This is a genomic window from Pseudomonas sp. AU12215, from assembly GCF_001675465.2.
Classification (GTDB): Bacteria; Pseudomonadota; Gammaproteobacteria; order Pseudomonadales; family Pseudomonadaceae; genus Pseudomonas; species Pseudomonas nitroreducens.
Window position 1 is genome coordinate 1 of record NZ_MACM02000056.1, and the last position, 19,895, is coordinate 19,895.

Annotated in this window: 20 protein-coding genes and 1 tRNA gene; 12 read left to right on the plus strand and 9 right to left on the minus strand. The window is 64.5% G+C overall.

Features of this window, described 5'->3' with window-relative positions:
• The coding region (locus tag A9513_RS34835) for a helix-turn-helix domain-containing protein (RefSeq protein WP_141678385.1) at positions 1 to 102 on the minus strand (102 nt) is incomplete at its 3' end.
• 209 nt (positions 103 to 311) lie between these two features.
• On the opposite strand from A9513_RS34835, the gene A9513_RS13130 reads away from it, so the two are divergent.
• Together A9513_RS13130 and A9513_RS13135 are read left to right on the plus strand one after the other, a co-directional pair.
• Positions 312 to 665 carry a histone-like nucleoid-structuring protein, MvaT/MvaU family gene (locus A9513_RS13130; protein ID WP_024763161.1) on the plus strand — a complete coding sequence of 118 codons (354 nt, stop codon included), beginning with the start codon at positions 312 to 314 and terminating at the stop codon, positions 663 to 665.
• Positions 666 to 1,108: 443 nt separating this feature from the next.
• Positions 1,109 to 1,333, plus strand: coding sequence for a hypothetical protein (locus A9513_RS13135; RefSeq protein WP_017516486.1), 225 nt, complete (start codon positions 1,109 to 1,111; stop codon positions 1,331 to 1,333).
• A 68-nt stretch (positions 1,334 to 1,401) separates the two neighbouring features.
• Here the strand turns inward: A9513_RS13135 and A9513_RS13140 are convergent, their stop codons facing one another.
• Positions 1,402 to 1,923 (minus strand): DUF4946 domain-containing protein, encoded by a 522-nt coding sequence (locus A9513_RS13140; protein ID WP_024763160.1) that lies wholly within the window; start codon positions 1,921 to 1,923, stop codon positions 1,402 to 1,404.
• A gap of 138 nt (positions 1,924 to 2,061) precedes the next feature.
• Positions 2,062 to 2,138: transfer RNA gene (locus A9513_RS13145), tRNA-Val, on the minus strand.
• A 186-nt stretch (positions 2,139 to 2,324) separates the two neighbouring features.
• Between A9513_RS13145 and A9513_RS13150 the strand changes: the two genes are divergently transcribed.
• The gene (locus A9513_RS13150) at positions 2,325 to 3,608 is read left to right on the plus strand and encodes an FAD-binding oxidoreductase (protein ID WP_054911130.1); all 1,284 of its coding nucleotides are present in this window, start codon (positions 2,325 to 2,327) and stop codon (positions 3,606 to 3,608) included.
• Between the two features lie 36 nt (positions 3,609 to 3,644).
• Here A9513_RS13150 and A9513_RS13155 read toward each other — a convergent pair whose 3' ends face one another.
• The 5 genes from A9513_RS13155 to moaA all read right to left on the minus strand — a co-directional run bounded on the left by A9513_RS13155 (position 3,645) and on the right by moaA (position 7,473).
• On the minus strand, positions 3,645 to 4,622 hold the full coding sequence (locus A9513_RS13155) for a formate/nitrite transporter family protein (RefSeq protein ID WP_065084980.1): 978 nt from the start codon (positions 4,620 to 4,622) through the stop codon (positions 3,645 to 3,647).
• Positions 4,623 to 4,703: 81 nt separating this feature from the next.
• Positions 4,704 to 5,189 carry a hypothetical protein gene (locus A9513_RS13160; protein WP_037017080.1) on the minus strand — a complete coding sequence of 162 codons (486 nt, stop codon included), beginning with the start codon at positions 5,187 to 5,189 and terminating at the stop codon, positions 4,704 to 4,706.
• Entirely contained in the window at positions 5,186 to 5,521 is a 336-nt protein-coding gene (locus A9513_RS13165; protein WP_065084981.1) for a low molecular weight protein tyrosine phosphatase family protein, read from the minus strand. The genes A9513_RS13160 and A9513_RS13165 overlap by 4 nt, the downstream gene beginning before the upstream one ends.
• A 59-nt stretch (positions 5,522 to 5,580) precedes the next feature.
• A complete protein-coding gene (locus tag A9513_RS13170; protein WP_065084982.1) occupies positions 5,581 to 6,411 on the minus strand; it encodes an ABC transporter substrate-binding protein in 831 nt (276 codons plus the stop codon).
• Between the two features lie 66 nt (positions 6,412 to 6,477).
• Positions 6,478 to 7,473 (minus strand): GTP 3',8-cyclase MoaA, encoded by a 996-nt coding sequence (gene moaA, locus A9513_RS13175; RefSeq protein ID WP_065084983.1) that lies wholly within the window; start codon positions 7,471 to 7,473, stop codon positions 6,478 to 6,480.
• 193 nt (positions 7,474 to 7,666) lie between these two features.
• Here moaA and A9513_RS13180 point away from each other — a divergent pair, with 193 nt between their 5' ends.
• Entirely contained in the window at positions 7,667 to 8,320 is a 654-nt protein-coding gene (locus A9513_RS13180; protein WP_037017082.1) for a TetR/AcrR family transcriptional regulator, read from the plus strand.
• A 196-nt stretch (positions 8,321 to 8,516) separates the two neighbouring features.
• Here A9513_RS13180 and A9513_RS13185 read toward each other — a convergent pair whose 3' ends face one another.
• Positions 8,517 to 8,948 (minus strand): heme-binding protein, encoded by a 432-nt coding sequence (locus tag A9513_RS13185; protein WP_024763153.1) that lies wholly within the window; start codon positions 8,946 to 8,948, stop codon positions 8,517 to 8,519.
• A 338-nt stretch (positions 8,949 to 9,286) separates the two neighbouring features.
• Between A9513_RS13185 and gcl the strand changes: the two genes are divergently transcribed.
• From gcl to sstT, 8 genes are all read left to right on the plus strand, one after another.
• Positions 9,287 to 11,062 carry a glyoxylate carboligase gene (gcl, locus tag A9513_RS13190; protein WP_065084984.1) on the plus strand — a complete coding sequence of 592 codons (1,776 nt, stop codon included), beginning with the start codon at positions 9,287 to 9,289 and terminating at the stop codon, positions 11,060 to 11,062.
• Between the two features lie 137 nt (positions 11,063 to 11,199).
• On the plus strand, positions 11,200 to 11,982 hold the full coding sequence (hyi, locus tag A9513_RS13195; RefSeq protein ID WP_065084985.1) for a hydroxypyruvate isomerase: 783 nt from the start codon (positions 11,200 to 11,202) through the stop codon (positions 11,980 to 11,982).
• A gap of 69 nt (positions 11,983 to 12,051) precedes the next feature.
• Positions 12,052 to 12,942, plus strand: coding sequence for a 2-hydroxy-3-oxopropionate reductase (locus A9513_RS13200; RefSeq protein WP_024763150.1), 891 nt, complete (start codon positions 12,052 to 12,054; stop codon positions 12,940 to 12,942).
• Between the two features lie 220 nt (positions 12,943 to 13,162).
• Positions 13,163 to 14,518, plus strand: a complete 1,356-nt coding sequence (locus A9513_RS13205) for a glycerate kinase (protein ID WP_255302851.1) — start codon at positions 13,163 to 13,165, stop codon at positions 14,516 to 14,518.
• Positions 14,519 to 14,696: 178 nt separating this feature from the next.
• Positions 14,697 to 16,127 (plus strand): pyruvate kinase, encoded by a 1,431-nt coding sequence (gene pyk, locus A9513_RS13210; RefSeq protein WP_024763148.1) that lies wholly within the window; start codon positions 14,697 to 14,699, stop codon positions 16,125 to 16,127.
• 513 nt (positions 16,128 to 16,640) lie between these two features.
• Entirely contained in the window at positions 16,641 to 17,555 is a 915-nt protein-coding gene (locus A9513_RS13215) for an urea transporter (RefSeq protein WP_065084986.1), read from the plus strand.
• Positions 17,556 to 17,587: 32 nt separating this feature from the next.
• Positions 17,588 to 18,424: a diaminopimelate epimerase gene (gene dapF, locus A9513_RS13220; RefSeq protein ID WP_024763146.1), complete on the plus strand. Its 837-nt coding sequence runs from the start codon at positions 17,588 to 17,590 to the stop codon at positions 18,422 to 18,424.
• Between the two features lie 204 nt (positions 18,425 to 18,628).
• Positions 18,629 to 19,873, plus strand: a complete 1,245-nt coding sequence (gene sstT / locus A9513_RS13225; RefSeq protein WP_037013914.1) for a serine/threonine transporter SstT — start codon at positions 18,629 to 18,631, stop codon at positions 19,871 to 19,873.
• Positions 19,874 to 19,895: the final 22 nt, after the last annotated feature.

The following is a 19,895-nucleotide window of genomic DNA, read 5'->3' on the forward strand; positions in this document are numbered from 1 at the left end:
GCTGCGGTTCATCAGCCGGGCAAGCCTGCGCTGGCTGAAGCCATTGCACAGGCCGATCTGGATCGTGACGCGCTCTGTGGCGCTGAGTTCGTGATAGGACATGGGGCAACACCTTACCGAAATGGTCGGGTGTTGCACTCAGTTTTTGCGGCCGCCCCCAATCACTCAATTAATCCACCAACCCTTCATCCGCTGATTACATTTAAAGTGTGTTTTCCCAATCGCAACAATTCATATATTCAGTTGACGCGAACAATCACCAGAACACAGAATCGCCCCGTACAAATCACCCTACATACGGGAGCACCCAGATGTCCAAACTTGCGGAATTCCGCGAAGCCGAGCGCAAACTCCAGGAACAACTCGCCCTGCTCGAGAAACTCAAGAGCGATGGCGGCCTGAAAAAGGAACTGGAGTTCAAGGATCAACTGCAAGCCTTGATGGACCAGTACGGCATGAACCTGCGCAACGTCATCGAGATTCTCGACCCGCAGACTTCCACCGAGCCCGCAGCCGCACAGCCGGCGCGCCGCACTCGCCAACTGAAGATCTACAAGAACCCGCACAATGGCGAGACCATCGAGACCAAGGGCGGCAACCACAAGACCCTGAAAGCCTGGAAACAACAGTACGGTGGCGACACCGTGGAATCCTGGCTGCAGTGAGTCCGATTGTTCCGCGGAGCGCTCCCGCTCCGCGGAATCTCTCACCTTCCCAGAAGGAACTGACCGGCGGCTGTATAAAAACTAGCCATCGTTAGCAGAAATCCTTATAATCCCCTCAGCGAAAACCAAACCCAAGGTCGCCCCTCCCAGCACTCCCTACCTGATCCAGGGCAGAAGCTGGGGTCCACAGGGCCACGGCCAGCGCATCCTCCGCATCGATTCCAGAGCACGCCAACCGTGCCAGGAAAGCTTGCCCGAGCGACCAGCGCCCCACGTCAAATCACCTGCAATTACCCAACACCGCAGACTGACGCGAACCGACCCCCAAGTTTCCAATCGCTGCCATATTCCGGTCATACGTTTTCTGCATTCTCAGATCGCAACCGGAGCTTTTGACGATTTCGACGGTCATAGGACCGTTACCTATTTGGAAAGACAAGACAATGAAAACCTCCCCGCAAATCCTGGAGGCGATTGGCACCCTCTCGGCGGCCTTCGCCCCTCTGAACTGCGTCATCCAGGCCAAGCGCAAGCATGGCTTCAGCTTCACCCTGGTCAACGAGCATGGCATCGCCAAGCACACCGAACGCCTCTACCCCCAGCAATACCAGGGCGAGGCGCCGCTGAACGCGGTGATCCAGCGAGTGCAAGCCACCATCGCTGCCTGAGCCCGGAATCGAAAAAGCCCCGCATGAGCGGGGCTTTTGCTTTTCTGCCATCCATATAAAGGAAGAAGTCAGCGCAGGCTGATGCCCGCCTTCACCGTCTCGATCTCCTGCAGCAATTCCGCATAGCGCTGCGCAGGCGCCGCATAGGTCAATGAATAGGCCGCACCATCACCCAGCGCCACCTGCACGGTCTGCTTGAGCACTTCAGTGCCATTCTGGCTGATCCCGCAATGCACCTCCAGACCCTCAAGACCACCAAGCAGGGTATCCAACGGCTTGCTGCAAGCCGCCTGGAAGCCCTGGCGCATGAAGTCCTTCTGCAACGCCTTGCGCATCTCGACGATGACATTCTCGGCACTGACCCTGACGCCGGAGCCGAGCCGACTGCGCGTGACCTCCATGACCAGGTCTTGAGAACCGTCTTCAGCCAAGCGCACGCCGCGTTGACGAATCACTGGCGCGTCCGCTGCCGCATCAACCGGCGAGCGCGACACTTCCCAACCCTGCGGCCAGATGACCTGCATTTCCGCCAGCGCCGGCAACGGCACCAAGAGCGCACCGAACAACAACCAGGATCGCAGACCGAGCATCACCACCTCCGACCATCAGCCAGGAGAAAACATAGCAGGCGCGCCACCACCCCTGCAGAGAAGCCACTTTCCTGAAGACAAACAAAAAGGGCGATCCTTTCGGATCGCCCTTTCTGAAATCGCCGAAGCGATTATGCTTGGTAGGCACAATTGGACTCGAACCAACGACCCCCACCATGTCAAGGTGGTGCTCTAACCAACTGAGCTATGTGCCTGTCGTGTGGGGCGCATTCTACGCGATCGTTTTCACCGGTCAAGCACTTTTTTCAGCTAAGCCACTGAAAAAGTGAATTTTTTTATGTTCGACCGTCCGTAAATTATTTTGCACGGGCACTAGCCGGCCAGATTCGACTCAGGTAGCATCCGCACATCTCGTAAAAAATAACAAACACAGGTGCATTATGCCGCACACTTCCTACCCCTCTTCCTATTACGCAGCTTCGGCCAACCCGGTCCCGGCCCGTCCTGAACTGCAGGGCGAGGTGGAAACCGATGTCTGCGTGATCGGCGCTGGCTACACCGGCCTGTCGACCGCCCTGTTCCTGCTGGAAAACGGTTTCAAGGTCACCGTACTGGAAGCCGCCAAGGTTGGCTTCGGTGCGTCGGGCCGTAACGGCGGCCAGATCGTCAATAGCTATAGCCGCGACATCGACGTCATCGAGCGCTCCGTTGGCGCCAAGCAGGCCAAGCTGCTGGGCGACATGGCCTTCGAAGGCGGCCGCATCATTCGCGAGCGTATCGCCAAGTACAACATCCAGTGCGACCTGAAGGACGGCGGCGTGTTCGCAGCCCTCAGCGCCAAGCAGATGGGCCACCTGGAGTCGCAGAAAAAGCTGTGGGAGCGTTTCGGCCACACCCAGCTGGAACTGATGGACGCCAAGCGCATCCGCGAAGTCGTGGGCACCGACAGCTATGTCGGCGGCATGCTCGACATGAGCGGCGGCCACATCCACCCGCTGAACCTCGCCCTGGGCGAAGCCGCAGCCGTGGAATCCCTGGGCGGCGTGATCCACGAGCAGTCCCCTGCCGTGAAGATCGACCGTGGCGCCAACCCGGTCGTGCACACCCCGAAGGGCCGCGTGAAAGCCAAGTTTATCGTGGTAGCCGGTAACGCCTACCTCGGCGGCCTGGTGCCGGAGCTGGCTTCCAAGTCCATGCCGTGCGGCACCCAGGTGATCACCACCGAGCCGCTGAGCGCCGACCTGGCCAAGTCCCTGCTGCCGACCGACTACTGCGTCGAGGACTGCAACTACCTGCTCGACTACTACCGCCTGACCGGCGACAACCGCCTGATCTTCGGTGGCGGCGTGGTCTACGGTGCGCGCGATCCGTCGAACATCGAGGCGATCATTCGTCCGAAGATGCTGAAGGTCTTCCCGCAGCTGAAGGACGTGAAGATCGACTTCGCCTGGACCGGCAACTTCCTGCTGACCCTCTCGCGTCTGCCGCAGGTTGGCCGCATCGGCGACAACATCTATTACTCCCAGGGCTGCTCCGGCCACGGCGTGACCTACACCCACCTGGCAGGCAAACTGCTGGCCGAGGTGCTGCGTGGCCAGGCCGAACGTTTCGACGCCTTCGCCACCCTGCCGCACTACCCCTTCCCGGGTGGTCGCATGTTCCAGGTTCCGTTCTCCGCGATCGGCGCCTGGTACTACACCATGCGCGACAAGCTGGGTATCTGACGCCTCGCTTCAAACCGCACGAAGAAAAACGGCGCCTCAGGGCGCCGTTTTCTTTTTCGGGACTTTTTCCGGCGGCGATGAGGTATCGCTGCGAACCTGGGCGTGGCTCATCAAGGCAAAGATCAGGCTGCCGCCGACGATATTGCCCACCAGCGTGGGCAACGCGAAGTCGACGACGAACGCCGCCAGCCCGACCTCCCCGGCAAACATCAGGTAACCCACTTCGCAGGTGCCGACCACGATGTGGCTGAAACTGCCCAGCGCCATCAGGTAGGTGACCAGGAAAATGATCCACACCTTGGCGTTCTCCGCCGCCGGCACCAGCCAGACCATGGTGGCGATCATCCAGCCAGAGACGATGCCCTTGGAAAACATCTGCCAATGGTCGTTCTCCATGACCTCGCGGCCGATCTCCAGGAAAGCCTGATCCACCTTGGTATCGAAGATCGGCAAGTGCAGCATGCCGTAGGCGAACAGCAGCGCACCGACGATGTTGCCCGCCAACACTACCGACCACAGCCGCAGGAGCTGCCCGAACTTCTCCAGCGTCGGCTCGCTCATGACCGGCAATACCGCCGTCAGGGTGTTCTCGGTGAACAGTTGCTGGCGCGCAAGAATGATTGCCAGAAAGCCCACCGGATACCCGAGGCTGGTGGTGATCACTGCCATGTCGTGATCGGGCAGACGCGCGCGGAACAGCCCCATGGCCATCAGCGACAAGCCGATGGTCAGGCCGGCGGCCAGCGCCGACCACCAGAGCGCCGCCAGGGTGCGCTCCAGTTCGTGGTTGCCTTGCAAGCGTATGACTTCGTGCAACACCAGTGCGCGCGGCGGCTGGCTCTTCTCGACCTTGCGACGCTCTTCGGCAGAGAGATCGTCCGCGGTATCACTGCCCGCCTTCGATTCCCTGGCCTGGGTGCCTGGTGCGGTCTTGCGCGTTGCGGCAGAGTCGCTGCCTTTGCTACGCGGCCGCGACTGGGATGCGCCGCGAGCGGGCGGTTTTTCGGTGGCCATGCGGAGCACCTCGCTGGGACAGTGCAGATTTAGGCTGCGACCGCTGCGCTTCGGTTCCGGAAATCTTGGGGTGCGCCGAAATCAGGAAGTCGGCTCGATCCGCAGCCGGCGCCAGTCCGTGTCCAGATGGCCGAGGTAGACGCAGCCGTGCCCACGGGGAAAGAGAATGTGCTCGGGGCCGATCCCCGGCCCCTCAAGACGCAGCAGGCGCCCCCAGGGATGATGACTGACGCGCCCGCGCACGTCCTCGACCGCCCCGCCGCGCCACCAATGGATGGCGGCCTCGGCATCCTCCACACCTTCGGGCTGCATGATGCGCACAGGCTCATCACGCCAGCCGATCACCCGCTGCGGATCGAACCCCGCCTGCTGCGCAAGCGGCACCGGCACAATCCACAACGCGCCGTCGCGCTCTTCCAGCAACACGGCCAGCTCGCACCATTGCGGCTGCTCCAGCGCCCAGAGCAGGTCGCCATCGATCTCCAGCGAAGGCTCGGGCTGGGCCTGGATACGGAATCCCGGGCAGACCAGCACTGCATCCCGGAGCGCAATGCGAACTTCGCTCACGCCTGCGCCTGCCGCAGGAATGGCCCGACCTTGTGCTCGAGTATCCGCACCAGCTCCGGTTGCTGGTAGTCGTAGTCATCGGGGATATCCAGGCATACCAGGCGCTTGCCACGCATCGCCATGGGGAATCGGCGCAGCAGCGCCTGTCGCTGCCTGCGCTCCATGACGAACACCAGATCAGCCCACTCCAACTGCTCGACGCCCAGCAGAACCTCCGCGTCCTGCGCCAGCCCAGCGGAGTCGGTCTCGACCTCCGGCCAGTTGGCGAAGACAGCTTCGGCAGTGGGACTGCGCAAGCGGTTGCGGCTACAGATGAACAAAGCGCGGCGCACTTCATCCTCCCTACGGCTGGCGCGCAAACGACAGCGGCGATTCTAGGGAAGATGGAGGATCAGGGCGACTTCTGTTTCGCTTTCTGCCGCTCGAGGAAATCCACCTTCCACTGCTCGACGCCCAGGTGCTCGGAGTCCAGGCTCGCCTCGACGCCGTACTTGGCCTTGAGCGCTGCGACTTCCTTGGCATGGTCGACGAGGAAGCGGTCGAAGCGCTGGATGAGGTCGCCCTGCCTCACCGTGGACAGGTGGAACGCGCTGCGGGTATGCGGCAGCGAAGGATCGAACACCAGCGCACCGGGCTTGGCGCGGATGTTGTCCAGGTAGTAAGTGGCGACCACCACGTTGAAGTAGGCGCCGTCGGCCTGCCTCTTCAGCGCGGTATGAACCATCTGCCGAAGGTCGGCGCTGGGCGCCAGGCTGATCTGCCCGGCCTGGATCGGCACCTCGTAGCCCCGCGGCGTCCAGCCTTCCACCAGCGCCAGCCGCTTCAGCGCGCCGATGCCCTGCCCCAGGCGCTCCGGCGCAACCAGCACGCCATCGACGTACTGCGTCACCGGCTGGCTATAGCGCAGGTTCTTGCCGGCCTTCTGCTCCGGAGCCCAGTCGGGGTTGTCGGGATACTTGAGATCGACCTCTCCGGAAAGCAGCGCCGGCAGCAGCGCGTCCACCGGAAGCGGACGGTACTCGAGACTGATGCCGCTGCTGCTGGCGAACAGATCCAGCACATCGCGGGCGAAGCCCTGGTAATTGCCCTGGGCATCGGTGCTGTAGTGCGGAGCGAAGGGAAGGTTCTCGACGCCGACCACGTAGGTCTGCGCCACGACAGGTGCGGAAATGACGGGGGACAGGATGCTGGCGAGCGCCCAGCAGAAGGCCTTGAGCTTCAAACGACTCTCCTTGTGACGTGTTGTTGTTGTTCTATCGGGCAGGTCAGGCAACCCGCCGTGGCGGACTCAGCCGCCGGTCATGCTCATGAAGCGCAGCACCTGTACTTGCTGATCCGCTTCGAAGTGGTGACGTTCGGGCTTGAGTTGCAGCGCGCGCATCAGCGCCTCGCGCAGGCGCACGCTGTCGCCGGGGTGCTCGCGCAGCAGTTGGCGCAGGTCCAGCGCACCTTCGTGGCCGAGGCAGAGCACCAGCTTGCCTTCGGCGGTCACCCGCACCCGATTGCAGTCGCCACAGAAGTTGTGGCTGTGGGGGGAGATGAATCCAATGCGGCTGGCGTAGCCGTCGATGCGGTAGTAGCGCGAAGGCCCGCCGCTGCGCTCGGGCGTGGGCAGCAACTGCCAGCGTTCGGCGAGCTGCGCGCGGACTTCGTCGCTGCTGCAAAGCGTCTGCTTGCGTTCATGGCTGCTGACGCTGCCCAGAGGCATCTCTTCGATGAAGCTGACGTCGATGGCCTTGGCCAGAGCAAACTCCACCAGGTCGCAGACCTCGTCGTCGTTGCGGCCCTTCTGCACCACGGCATTGAGCTTGATGCGCTCGAAGCCGGCCTCGCGGGCGGCGTCGATACCGTCGAGCACCTGCTCCAGCCTGTCGGAACGGGTGAAGGCGGCGAAGCGCTCGCGGCGCAGGGAGTCGAGGCTGATGTTCAGGCGGCGCACACCCGCCGCCCGCAGCTCGGCGGCGCGCTCGCGCAGTTGCGAGCCATTGGTGGTGATGGAAAGGTCTTCCAGTTCCGGCCGCGCGCCCAGCCTGGCCAGCAGGCCGGTCAGCCCCTTGCGCACCAGCGGCTCGCCGCCGGTGATACGGATGCGCTTCACACCCAGGCCGATGAAGGCGTCGGCGACGGCTTCGAGCTCCTCCAGGCTCAATACCTGGTCGCGCGGCAGGAACTGCATGTCTTCGCTCATGCAGTAGGTGCAGCGGAAGTCGCAGCGGTCGGTGACCGACAGGCGCAGGTAGGTGATGCGTCGACCGAAGGGGTCGACCAACTGGGAATCGGACATTGGGGTTCCGGATGGCAGGTGCCGAACGAAAGTGCGCTAGAAATACCGCAGAACCTTGCCGCTGTACACAAAAAACCGACCCATGAGTCAGGAAAATGCGTACAAGCGCCTGAGTTGAGGGCTTCCGGAGCCCGGTGCTACCATGCCCGGCTTATATTTGGTGACCACGCAATACAAGAAAGAAGACCAGCCAATGACCAGCATTCGCGAGCGTAACCGGCGCCTGATCCTGCGCGCAGCCAGCGAGGAGTTCGCCGAGAAGGGGTTCGCGGCGACCAAGACCAGCGACATCGCCGCTCGCGCCGGGCTGCCCAAGCCCAACGTCTACTACTATTTCCAGTCCAAGGAAAACCTCTACCGCAGCGTGCTGGAAAGCGTGGTGGAACCCTTGCTGCAGGCGTCCGCGCCGTTCCGCGAGGACGACGAGCCGAGCGAAGCACTGCGCGCCTACATCCGCTCCAAGGTGAAGATTTCCCAGGAGTTGCCGCACGCCTCGAAGGTATTCGCCAGCGAGCTGATGCACGGAGCACCGCACCTGCCCAAGGAATACCTGGAGGAACTGAACGCCCAGGCCCAGCGCAATATCGCCTGCCTGCAGAGCTGGATCGACCGCGGCCTGCTGGCACCGGTGGACCCGCACCACCTGCTGTTCACCATCTGGGCGGCAACGCAGACCTATGCCGATTTCGACTGGCAGATCTCCATGGTCACCGGCAAGACCAGCCTGAGCGATGCGGATTTCGAGGCGGCCACCGAGACCATCACTCGCCTGGTGCTGCGTGGAACGGCGCCGGACAACGGCAGCGAGCCGAAGGCGCAGGGGCGTTTGCGGCCGCTCTCGATCTAAGCGTTTTCAACCGTTGCAGCATGGGTATCGCTTCGCTCCACCCATCCTACTGGCACCCCGGAAACGCGTAGGAGCGAGCTTGCTCGCGATCCCGCTTCACACCTGAAACGACCGGTGTTAATGGAGGTTCGCGAGCAAGCTCGCTCCTACAAGTTCGCCCAGGCGCACGACGAACGCGCGCCCTTCCCGTCTTCGATCAGCCCGCGTCCGCGACCAGGCCCAGCGCCTGAACGCCGCGGATAGCGCACTGCTCATCGATATCCGACACATCGCCGCTGATGCCGATGGCGCCGATCACTTCATTGGCCGAATTGCGGATCAGCACGCCCCCCGGCGCCGGCACCACGTTGCCCTGCGCCAGCGTATTCACTGCCGCAATGAACGAGGGGCGCTGCTGAGCGTCCGCCGCCAGCACGCGCGACGACTTGCCCAGCGCCACCGCCCCCCACGCCTTGCCGATGGCGATCTGCGGGCGAAGCATGCTCGCGCCATCCTCGCGCTGCAGGCTCAACAGATGCCCGCCAGCGTCCAGCACAGCGATGGTCAGCGGCGCAGTGGACAGCTCGCGGCTGGCGACCAGGGCGTGACGGGTGATGTCCAGTGCGGTTTCCAGGCTCAGGGTGGTCATGAGGTTTTCCTCTTCAAGGGTGATAAGCCGGATCACGCTGTGCGCACCGATAAATGCTGCACACACGCGTATCAGAAATCTGTACGCAATCTAGTAGCCGAAGGTCTCACCCAAAGCAACTGAAAAGGACAATCTGCATCTATTTTTGTATACATTTTTTCAAACGATAGTTTGACCCTGCGTTCAGCTTTTCTCGGAAACCAGCGCAGCAGAAGGCTTTCAGTGAAAAATGACCGCTCAGTCCCTCGTATACAACCCGTCTTGACCTTCGCCGAGTTGCCTGCCTAGAATCGCCTCAACTTTTGTACACAATCAGTATAAGAACCGAGGAACAAAATATGGCCAGAATGAGAGCAATCGAGGCTGCCGTACTCGTCATGCGTCGCGAAGGTGTCGATACCGCCTTCGGCGTACCGGGCGCCGCCATCAACCCCATGTACGCGGCCATGAAGAAACTCGGTGGCATCGATCACGTCCTGGCCCGCCACGTGGAAGGCGCCTCGCACATGGCCGAGGGCTACACCCGCACCAACGCCGGCAACATCGGCGTGTGCATCGGCACCTCCGGCCCGGCCGGCACCGACATGGTCACCGGCCTGTACTCGGCTTCCGCCGACTCCATCCCGATTCTTTGCATCACCGGCCAGGCTCCCCGTGCGCGCATGCACAAGGAAGACTTCCAGGCCGTGGACATCACCAGCATCGTCAAGCCGGTCACCAAGTGGGCGACCACCGTGCTGGAGCCGGGCCAGGTGCCCTACGCCTTCCAGAAGGCCTTCTTCGAAATGCGTAGCGGCCGTCCCGGCCCAGTGCTGATCGACCTGCCGTTCGACGTGCAGATGGCCGAGATCGAGTTCGACATCGACGCCTACGAGCCGCTGGCGGTCAACAAGCCCAAGGCCACCCGCGCCCAGGCCGAAAAAGCCCTGTTCCTGCTCAATGCTGCCGAGCGTCCGCTGATCTGCGCCGGCGGCGGCATCATCAACGCCGACGCATCCGACAAGCTGGTGGAATTCGCCGAGCTGACCGGCGTGCCGGTGGTCCCGACCCTGATGGGCTGGGGCACCATCCCCGACGATCACCCGCTGATGGCCGGCATGTGCGGCCTGCAGACCTCGCACCGCTACGGCAACGCCACCGTCCTGGAGTCGGACATGGTGTTCGGCATCGGCAACCGCTGGGCCAACCGTCACACCGGTTCGGTCGACGTCTACACCGCTGGCCGCAAGTTCGTCCACGTGGACATCGAACCGACCCAGATCGGCCGCGTATTCACCCCGGACCTGGGCATCGTCTCCGACGCCGGCTCCGCCCTGGACGTGTTCCTGGAAGTGGCCCGCGAATGGAAAGCCGCCGGCAAGCTCAAGGACCGCAGTGCCTGGGTCGAATCCTGCCGCGAGCGCAAGCGCACCATGCAGCGCAAGACCCACTTCGACAACGTGCCGGTCAAGCCGCAGCGCGTCTACGAAGAGATGAACGAGTTCTTCGGCAAGGACACCTGCTACGTCAGCACCATCGGTCTGTCACAGATCGCCGGCGCGCAGTTCCTGCACGTGTACAAGCCGCGCCACTGGATCAACTGCGGCCAGGCCGGCCCGCTGGGCTGGACCATTCCGGCAGCGCTGGGCGTGGTCAAGGCCGACCCGAGCCGCCAGGTCGTCGCACTGTCGGGCGACTATGACTTCCAGTTCATGATCGAAGAGCTGGCCGCCGGCGCGCAGTTCAACCTGCCGTACATCCACGTGCTGGTGAACAACTCCTACCTGGGCCTGATCCGCCAGGCGCAGCGCGGTTTCGAGATCGACTACTGCGTGCAGCTGGCGTTCGAGAACGTCAACGCGCCGGAGCTCAACGGTTATGGCGTCGACCACGTCGCCGTGGTGGAAGGTCTGGGTTGCAAGGCGATCCGCGTATCCGACCCGAACCAGATCGGCGCGGCCTTCGCCCAGGCCCGCGAGCTGATGCAGCAGCACCGTGTACCGGTGGTGGTCGAGGTCATCCTGGAGCGTGTCACCAACATCTCCATGGGCACCGAGATCAACGCGGTCAACGAGTTCGAAGAGCTGGCCCTGAAAGGCGTCGACGCGCCGACGGCCATCTCGCTGCTCGACTGATTAGTCGGACCGAACGACTCCTCCCTGCGGGGAGGAGCTGGGGGTGGACATTTCCTGGCGGGGAGTCCCCCACCCCCCAGCTCTCTCTAAAGAAGAAGCCGAGCACCACGCACCACCCGTTCAACAGGAGTGACCCCATGCCCCGTTTCTGCGCCAACCTGTCCATGCTGTTCACCGAGGTGGACTTCCTCGACCGCTTCGACGCCGCCGCACGCGCCGGTTTCAGCGGTGTCGAGTACCTGTTCCCGTATGACGTCGAGGCCGAGGTGATCAAGGCCCGCCTGGACGCCAACCAGCTCGAGCAAGTGCTGTTCAACTTGCCTGCCGGCGATTGGTCGAAAGGCGAACGCGGCATCGCCTGCCACCCGGACCGCGTCGAGGAATTCCGCGCCGGCGTCGACAAGGCCATCGCCTACGCCAAGGTCCTGGGCAACACCCAGGTCAACTGCCTGGCCGGCATCCGTCCGCAGGGTCATGACTGCGCGACCATCGAAAACACCTTCCTGAACAACCTGGAGTACGCGGCGGGCAAGCTCGAAGCCGCGGGCATCAAGCTGGTCATGGAAATGATCAACACCCTCGACATTCCCGGCTTCTACCTGCAGACCACGAAGCAGGCCCAGGACATCCGCGAGAAGGTCGGCAGCGCCAACCTGTTCCTGCAGTACGACATCTACCACATGCAGATCATGGAAGGTGACCTGGCGCGGACGCTGGAGAAGAACCTCGCCTCGATCAACCACGTGCAGCTGGCCGACAACCCCGGCCGCCACGAGCCGGGCACCGGCGAGATCAACTACCGCTTCCTGTTCGATCACCTGGACCGCATCGGTTACCGCGGCTGGGTCGGCTGCGAATACAAGCCCAAGACCACCACCGAAGCCGGCCTTGGCTGGCTGAAGAGCCACAACGTCATCTGATTCGCCGGCTGGCGCGGTGGGTACGCACCGCGCCAGCCAGCCCAACAAGAACAACCAGGAGAATTCCTCATGGCCAAAATCGGATTCATCGGCACCGGCATCATGGGCCTGCCCATGGCGCAGAACCTGCAGAAAGCCGGTCACCAGATCTTCGTTTCCACCCACCACGATGCAGCGCCTGCCGCCCTGGTCGAAGCCGGCGCCATCGGCCTGGCCAACCCCAAGGAAGTGGCCCAGGAAGCCGAGTTCATCATCGTGATGGTCCCGGACACCCCGCAGGTCGAAGACGTGCTGTTCCGCAAGGACGGCATCGCCGAGGGCGTGGGCCCGAACAAGGTGGTGATCGACATGAGCTCGATCTCCCCCACCGCCACCAAGACCTTCGCCGAGAAGATCAAGGCCACTGGCGCGCAGTACCTGGACGCCCCGGTTTCCGGCGGTGAAGTCGGCGCCAAGGCCGCGTCCCTGAGCATCATGGTCGGCGGCTGCCCGAATACCTTCGAACGCGCCCTGCCGCTGTTCCAGGCCATGGGCAAGAACATCACCCGCGTCGGCGGCAATGGCGATGGCCAGACCGCCAAGGTGGCCAACCAGATCATCGTCGCCCTGAACATCCAGGCCGTTGCCGAAGCCCTGCTGTTCGCCGCCAAGAATGGCGCGGACCCGGCCAAGGTGCGTGAAGCGCTGATGGGCGGCTTCGCCTCCTCGCGCATCCTCGAAGTGCACGGCGACCGCATGGTCAAGGGCACCTTCGATCCGGGCTTCCGCATCAGCCTGCACCAGAAGGACCTCAACCTGGCCCTGGCCGGCGCGCGCGAACTGGGCCTGAACCTGCCCAACACCGCCAACGCCCAGCAAGTGTTCAGCACCTGCGCGGCCATCGGCGGCAGCAACTGGGACCACTCCGGCCTGATCAAGGGCCTGGAGCACATGGCCAACTTCTCCATCCGCAAGGATTGAGAGGCGGCGGATAACGCCACGGCGTTATCCGCCAGCAAGAGCAAGGTGACGGGCGAGGTTATGGGAGTGGCGTCGCCCGCCATGCTGCAAAGCGACTCGAACACCCGGCCGTTGGGAATCACGGCCTTGCCGGCCGGGGCGTTCGAATCCATCGCTGAGTCTCCTTTGCCAAGGAGATTGAGCCATGGATACACCACAACAAGAATCACGGGAGCCTGTCATGAGCCTGGACCCACGCGCCTTCCTGCGCGAGCTGTTCGACACCGCCATTGCCGCCGCGCATCCGGCCCAGGTACTGGCGCAGCACCTGCCCACCGATAAAGGTGGCCGCACCATCGTCATCGGCGCCGGCAAGGCCGCCGGGGCCATGGCCGAAGTCGCCGAGCAACACTGGAACGGCCAGGTCGAAGGCCTGGTCGTCGCGCCCTACGGCTACGGCGCGCAGTGCCGCAGCATCGAAGTGGTGGAGGCCTCGCACCCAGTCCCGGACGACGCCGGCGAACGCGTTGCCCGTCGCGTACTGGAACTGATCAGCGGCCTGACCGAAAGCGACCGGGTAATATTCCTGCTCTCCGGCGGCGGCTCTGCCCTGCTTGCCCTGCCGGCCGAAGGCATCAGCCTCGACGACAAGCGCAGCGTGAACAAGGCCCTGCTGAAATCCGGTGCGGCCATCAGCGAAATGAACTGCGTGCGCAAACACCTCTCCGCCATCAAGGGCGGCCGCCTGGCCCGCGCCTGCTGGCCGGCCAGCGTGTACACCTACGCGATTTCCGACGTGCCCGGCGACGAGGCCACGGTGATCGCCTCCGGCCCCACCGTAGGCGACCCGACCACCTCCGCCGACGCCCTGGCTATCCTCAAGCGCTATGCCATCGACATCCCGGCGAACGTGCGCGCGTGGCTGGAAGACCCGCGTTCGGAAACGGTAAAGCCCGGTGACGAATGCCTGTCGCGCAGCCACTTCAAGCTGATCGCCACGCCCCAGCATGCCATCGACGCGGTGGCTGCCAAGGCCGAAGCCGCTGGCATCCCGACGCTGATCCTGGGCGACCTGGAAGGTGAGTCCCGCGAAGTGGCCAAGGTCCACGCCGGCATCGCCCGGCAGGTTCGCAAGTACGGCCAGCCGCTGAAGGCGCCGTGCCTGATCCTCTCCGGTGGCGAGACCACCGTGACCGTGCGCGGCAATGGCCGCGGCGGACGCAACGCCGAGTTTCTCCTCAGCCTCACCGCCGACCTGAAAGGTGAACCGAACATCTGGGCCCTGGCGGGGGACACCGACGGCATCGACGGCATGGAAAGCAACGCCGGTGCCCTGATGAGCCCGTGCAGCTACAGCCGTGCCGCCAAGGCCGGCCTGAACCCGCTGCACGAGCTCGACAACAACAACGGCTACGGCTTCTTCGCCGAACTGGGCGACCTGGTGATCACCAGGCCGACCCGCACCAACGTCAACGACTTCCGCGCCATCCTGGTCCTCGAGAATACAGGCTCGAATCAGGTGATTTCGTCGGCCGCGACGGAGGCCAGCTTGTCGCAGGGCGAGGCGCGAGGAGAGAGATTGGGTGATTCCAAATGACCGACGAGCAACGCTGCACTGCGACAAGCTGGCCCCGTCCCTTCGGGTTGCGTGTCAGCGTTCGCCATGCGTCGTTGCGGAATTTGCGAAGGGAACGCCATTAGCTGCATTCCGCGTCTAGCCTGGCGAACGCTGACCCAGCAACGCGGCCACGAAATCACCTGATTCGAGCCTGATTATGACTCCTGACAAGAAAGTAAAAATCCTCGCGACCCTGGGCCCGGCGATCAAAAGCCGCGACGACATCCGCGCATTGGTGGAAGCCGGCGCCAACCTGTTCCGCCTGAACTTCAGCCACGGCGAGTACAGCGACCACGCCCAGCGTTTCGCCTGGGTGCGCGAAGTGGAAGCCGAACTGAACTACCCCATCGGCATCCTCATGGACCTGCAAGGGCCGAAGCTGCGCGTGGGCCGTTTCGCCGAGGGCGCCGTCCAGCTGGAGAAGGGCCAGACCTTCACCCTCGACCTCAACGACGCACCGGGAGACCAGCAGCGCGTCACCCTGCCCCACCCGGAAATCATCCAGGCGCTGGAACCGGGCATGAGCCTGCTGCTCGACGACGGCAAGATTCGCCTGCAGGTGCTCAACGCCCACAGCGATGCCATCGAGACGCGCGTGATGAACAGCGGCGAGCTGTCCGACCGCAAGGGCGTCAACGTCCCCGAGGCTGTGCTCAAGCTCAGCCCGCTGACCGCCAAGGACCGCCGAGATCTTACGTTCGGCCTGGAGCTGGGCGTGGACTGGGTGGCGCTGTCCTTTGTGCAACGCCCCGAAGACATCGAGGAAGCCCGCGCGCTGATCGGCGACAAGGCCTTCCTCATGGCCAAGATCGAGAAGCCTTCGGCGGTGCAGTCCATCGAAGCCATCGCCCGCCTGTCCGACGCGATCATGGTCGCCCGTGGCGACCTCGGCGTGGAGATGCCGGCCGAGAGCGTGCCGGGCATCCAGAAGCGCATCATCCAGGTCTGCCGCCAGCTCGGCCGCCCGGTAGTGGTGGCGACGCAGATGCTCGAATCCATGCGCTTCTCCCCGGCGCCGACCCGTGCCGAGGTGACCGACGTTGCCAATGCCGTCAGCGAAGGCGCCGACTGCGTGATGCTCAGCGCCGAAAGCGCCTCGGGCCAGTATCCGCGCGAGGCCGTGGAGATGATGGCGAAGATCATCCGCCAGGTCGAAGCCGAGCCGGACTACCAGGCGACGCTGGAGATCAACCGCCCGGAACCGGACGCCACCGTCTCCGACGCCATCAGCTGCGCGATCCGCCGGATCAGCCGCATCCTGCCGGTGGCCGTGCTGGTGAACTACACCGAGTCCGGTGCCTCGACCCTGCGCGCCTCCCGCGAGCGGCCCAAGGCACCGATCCTCAGCCTGACGCCGCAACTCAAATCCGCCCGCCGCCTGACCGTGGCCTGGGGCGTCCATTCGGTGGTCAACGCGCAGCTCGCCCACGTCGACGAGATCTGCTCCACCGCCCTGGACATCGCCCTGGCCCAGCGCATGGCGCGCCGTGGCGACACCGTGGTGATCACCGCCGGCGTGCCCTTCGGCCAGCCGGGCAGCACCAACATGCTGCGGATCGAAACGGTGGCGCCGGCGCTGGAAGTTTGATGCAAGCCTGAGAGCCCCTCTCCCCAACCCTCTCCCTGAAGGGAGAGGGGGCAGTTCGGCGCCGCCAGTGACTCCGGTGTTCCGCCTTCTGCCGCTCAAGCCCCCTCTCCCGCTTGCGGGAGAGGGCTGGGGAGAGGGCAACCGAGTTCAGGAGCCACGCCAACGCGCGTGCCTCCGCACCGAGTCACTCCCGGACGGACGGGGCCGGGAATACGGGGCCGCGTCCCCGTCCGTCCGGGTTTGACCTTGCTACTGAGTGCTTCAGCAGCAGAAACATGAGCACCGAATGCTTGTCGGTCCATGGCCCCCACGCAGCAACTCCCAATGCTGGCCATGGAACTTTGAGGCTGTTGGCGGCGATCCCGCCGGCAGCCTCTTTTCTTTTTCCAACCCCGTGGCGCGGCCCCGTATGGCGGCGTCACAGAATGCTCACGCACTGCTCGTCGATGGGGCCTCGATGCTCCACACCTAGCGAAGCGCTGCGGAGCCTCATTTAACCTGCCCTGTACCCACATGCACCTGAATCCTCTCTCCAGGAAACATCCGCTGCGCACCCGGCTGATCGGCTTCGGCCAGATCTACCTGCAGGCTGACGCACGCTTCGGCCTGATCCTGCTGCTGACCATCGCCTGGTCCGCACCGCAGCTGCTGCCCGGCGCCGTGCTGGGCGCCCTGCTCGGCCCGCTCACCGCGCGCTTCGTGCGCGAGCCGCAGGCGGACATCGACGCCGGCCTGCACGACTACAACCCGATCCTCATCGGCCTGCTGCTGCCCTTCGTATTCCAGTGGTCGCTGGGGCTGGTGATGCTGACCATCGCCGCCATCCTCACCTCGGTGGCGGTGCAGGCCGTGCTATTGCGGCAGTCACGCCAGCGCTTCGGCCTGCCGGCCTATACCTCGTCCTTCGTGCTGCTGGGCTGGGTGTCGGTGACGCTGGGCAAGGCCCTTGGCTTCGCGCCGGCGGCCGCGACCGCCTGCCTGTCCTGCGGCACGGTGAACCCGTTGCTGGACTCGACGACGCAGGGCTTCGGCGAGGTGATCTTCCTCGGTGAACCGCTCGCCGGCCTGACCATCGCCCTCGGCCTGCTGCTGGCGGATCGTCGCGCCGCGTTCTGGGCGCTGCTCGGCGCCGCGGGCGCCTTGGCCATCGCGCCACTGTTCGGCCTGCCGGCCGCCTCCGCTCAGGCCGGACTGCTGGGGCTGAACGGCGCGCTGGCCGGGATCGCCCTGTCGCTGCGCTTCCGCAGCCCCCTGGCGCCACTGTGCGGCATCCTCCTGGCGGTGCTGCTGCAACCCTGCTTCGCGCTGGTCGGCCTGCCCGCCTTCACCGCGCCCTTCATCCTCGCCTGCTGGCTGGTGATTCTCGGCCAGCGCGTGCTGGATGCGCTACTGAGCCAGGGCACGGAACACACCGGGCCGCGTGTATAGTCGGAGCTTTCCACTGGCGACGGACCGCGACCATGCACTTCGTGAAATACCAGGCACTGGGCAATGACTATCTGGTGTACGCCGGCAAAGCGCCCTTTACCCTGACGCCGGCGCAGATCGGCCGGGTCTGCGACCGCCACTTCGGCATCGGCTCCGACGGCATCCTGCTGGCGAATCACAGCGACAGCGCCTTCGGCCTGCGCATCCTCAATCCGGACGGCTCGGAAGCGGAAAAGAGCGGCAACGGCCTGCGCATTTTCTCCCGCTACCTGTGGGATTGCGGATTGGTCGCAGACCAGCCGTTCGACGTCGTCACCGCCGGCGGTACGGTCACCAGCCAGGTATTCGACGAGGGTCGCACCGTCGAGGTATCCATGGGCCGCGCCGAGTTCGCCTGCGCAAGGATTCCGGTGCGGGTCGATGCCCCCGAGGCGCTGGGCTATCCACTGGAAATCGACGGCGTCGCGCTGGAGATCAACGCCGTTTCCATGGGTAATCCGCACTGCGTGGTCTTCGTCGAACAGACCAGCCCCGAACTGGCACGCCGCCTCGGTCCGCTGCTGGAAAATCATCCGCTGTTCCCCCGGCGCAGCAACGTGCAGTTCGTCCAGTGGCTCGCCCGCGACGCGCTGCGCGTCGAAATCTGGGAGCGCGGCGCCGGCTATACGCTGTCCTCCGGCACCAGCAGTTGCGCGGCGGCCGCAGTGGCCCGCCGGCTGGGGCTGTGCGATGAGCACATCGACCTGCACCTGGCTGGCGGCCGCCTGGAAATCCGTGTCGCTGATGACTTTCAGGTCACCATGCGTGGCGCCGTGCAACGGGTCGCCGCCGTCGACCTGGACCCGGAAACCTTCGCCGACCTGCGCTGAATTCCCGTTATTGCCAAGGCGACCGGCATGGATCAATGCCGGCGCGCGCGCAGCCGTCCAGACTGCGACCTGACACCTGAAGAAGCACAACCTGACCGATCAATCGACGGGTAGCCGCGCATTTGCCGACTCCAGACGGCATAATCCGCGCCCTTGCGCATCCGGCCACGGGTGCGTCCCCTCATTCACGCAGCGAACGATGTCATGACGCTTCCCACTCCCACCCTCCTGCAGCGGCTCAAGGGCACCAGCCTGGTCCTGCGGATCTTCATCGGCATGCTCTGCGGCATCGCCCTCGCCCTGCTCTGGCCGCAAGGCGCACAGGCGGTCGGCCTGCTCGGCAAGCTGTTCATCTCCGCGCTGAAGGCCGTGGCGCCGATCCTGGTGCTGGTACTGGTGATGGCCTCCATCGCCAACCACAAGCAGGGCCAGCGCACCCACATCCGGCCGATCCTGGTGCTCTACCTGATCGGCACCTTCTCCGCCGCGGTGGTCGCGGTGATCGCCAGCTTCGCCTTCCCGTCGAACCTGGTACTGCATGCGCCCAGCAGCGAACTGGCACCGCCCGGCGGTATTGGCGAAGTGCTGCGCTCGCTGCTGTTCAGCGTCACCACCAACCCGGTGAAGGCGCTGCTGGAGGCGGACTTCATCGCCATCCTGGCCTGGGCCATCGGCCTGGGGATTGCCCTGCGCCACGCCCGCCAGACCACCCGCGACCTGCTGGATGACATGGCCAACGGCGTCACCCTGATCGTTCGTGTCGTCATCGCCTTCGCCCCGCTGGGCATCTTCGGCCTGGTGGCCGGCACCATCGCCGAATCCGGCTTCGACGCCTTGCTCGGCTACCTGCACCTGCTGGCCGTGCTGCTGGGCTGCATGCTGTTCGTGGCGCTGGTGGTCAACCCGCTGATCGTCTTCGCCAAGATCCGTCGCAACCCTTACCCGCTGGTGCTGATGTGCCTGCGCGAGAGCGGCATCACCGCCTTCTTCACGCGCAGCTCGGCGGCCAACATCCCGGTCAACCTGCAACTGTGCGAGCGCCTGGGCCTGCACGAGGACACCTACTCGGTGTCGATCCCGCTGGGCGCGACCATCAACATGGCCGGCGCCGCCATCACCATCAGCGTGCTGACCCTGGCGGCTGTGCATACCCTCGGCATCGCCGTGGACCTGCCCACCGCCATTCTGCTCAGCGTGGTCGCCTCGGTCTGCGCCTGCGGCGCTTCCGGCGTGGCCGGCGGCTCGCTGCTGCTGATCCCGCTGGCCTGCGGCCTGTTCGGCATCTCCAGCGAGGTGGCGATGCAGGTGGTGGCGGTCGGCTTCATCATCGGCATCCTCCAGGACTCGGCCGAAACCGCGCTGAACTCTTCCACCGACGTGCTGTTCACCGCCGCGGCCTGCATGGCCGAAGGCGACGTGGACGAGCAGCAGGCGACCGAGCGCGCCTGATCCTCCCGGCGGGGCGGCATCA

What these genes read in the sequence shown, in the direction of transcription:
- A9513_RS13130 (WP_024763161.1), top strand. Translation starts at nt 312, where the DNA reads ATGTCCAAACTTGCGGAATTCCGCGAAGCCGAGCGCAAACTCCAGGAA.
- A9513_RS13135 (WP_017516486.1), top strand. Translation starts at nt 1,109, where the DNA reads ATGAAAACCTCCCCGCAAATCCTGGAGGCGATTGGCACCCTCTCGGCG.
- A9513_RS13140 (WP_024763160.1), bottom strand. Translation starts at nt 1,923, where the DNA reads ATGCTCGGTCTGCGATCCTGGTTGTTGTTCGGTGCGCTCTTGGTGCCG.
- A9513_RS13150 (WP_054911130.1), top strand. Translation starts at nt 2,325, where the DNA reads ATGCCGCACACTTCCTACCCCTCTTCCTATTACGCAGCTTCGGCCAAC.
- A9513_RS13155 (WP_065084980.1), bottom strand. Translation starts at nt 4,622, where the DNA reads ATGGCCACCGAAAAACCGCCCGCTCGCGGCGCATCCCAGTCGCGGCCG.
- moaA (WP_065084983.1), bottom strand. Translation starts at nt 7,473, where the DNA reads ATGTCCGATTCCCAGTTGGTCGACCCCTTCGGTCGACGCATCACCTAC.
- A9513_RS13180 (WP_037017082.1), top strand. Translation starts at nt 7,667, where the DNA reads ATGACCAGCATTCGCGAGCGTAACCGGCGCCTGATCCTGCGCGCAGCC.
- A9513_RS13185 (WP_024763153.1), bottom strand. Translation starts at nt 8,948, where the DNA reads ATGACCACCCTGAGCCTGGAAACCGCACTGGACATCACCCGTCACGCC.
- gcl (WP_065084984.1), top strand. Translation starts at nt 9,287, where the DNA reads ATGGCCAGAATGAGAGCAATCGAGGCTGCCGTACTCGTCATGCGTCGC.
- hyi (WP_065084985.1), top strand. Translation starts at nt 11,200, where the DNA reads ATGCCCCGTTTCTGCGCCAACCTGTCCATGCTGTTCACCGAGGTGGAC.
- A9513_RS13200 (WP_024763150.1), top strand. Translation starts at nt 12,052, where the DNA reads ATGGCCAAAATCGGATTCATCGGCACCGGCATCATGGGCCTGCCCATG.
- A9513_RS13205 (WP_255302851.1), top strand. Translation starts at nt 13,163, where the DNA reads ATGAGCCTGGACCCACGCGCCTTCCTGCGCGAGCTGTTCGACACCGCC.
- pyk (WP_024763148.1), top strand. Translation starts at nt 14,697, where the DNA reads ATGACTCCTGACAAGAAAGTAAAAATCCTCGCGACCCTGGGCCCGGCG.
- A9513_RS13215 (WP_065084986.1), top strand. Translation starts at nt 16,641, where the DNA reads ATGCACCTGAATCCTCTCTCCAGGAAACATCCGCTGCGCACCCGGCTG.
- dapF (WP_024763146.1), top strand. Translation starts at nt 17,588, where the DNA reads ATGCACTTCGTGAAATACCAGGCACTGGGCAATGACTATCTGGTGTAC.
- sstT (WP_037013914.1), top strand. Translation starts at nt 18,629, where the DNA reads ATGACGCTTCCCACTCCCACCCTCCTGCAGCGGCTCAAGGGCACCAGC.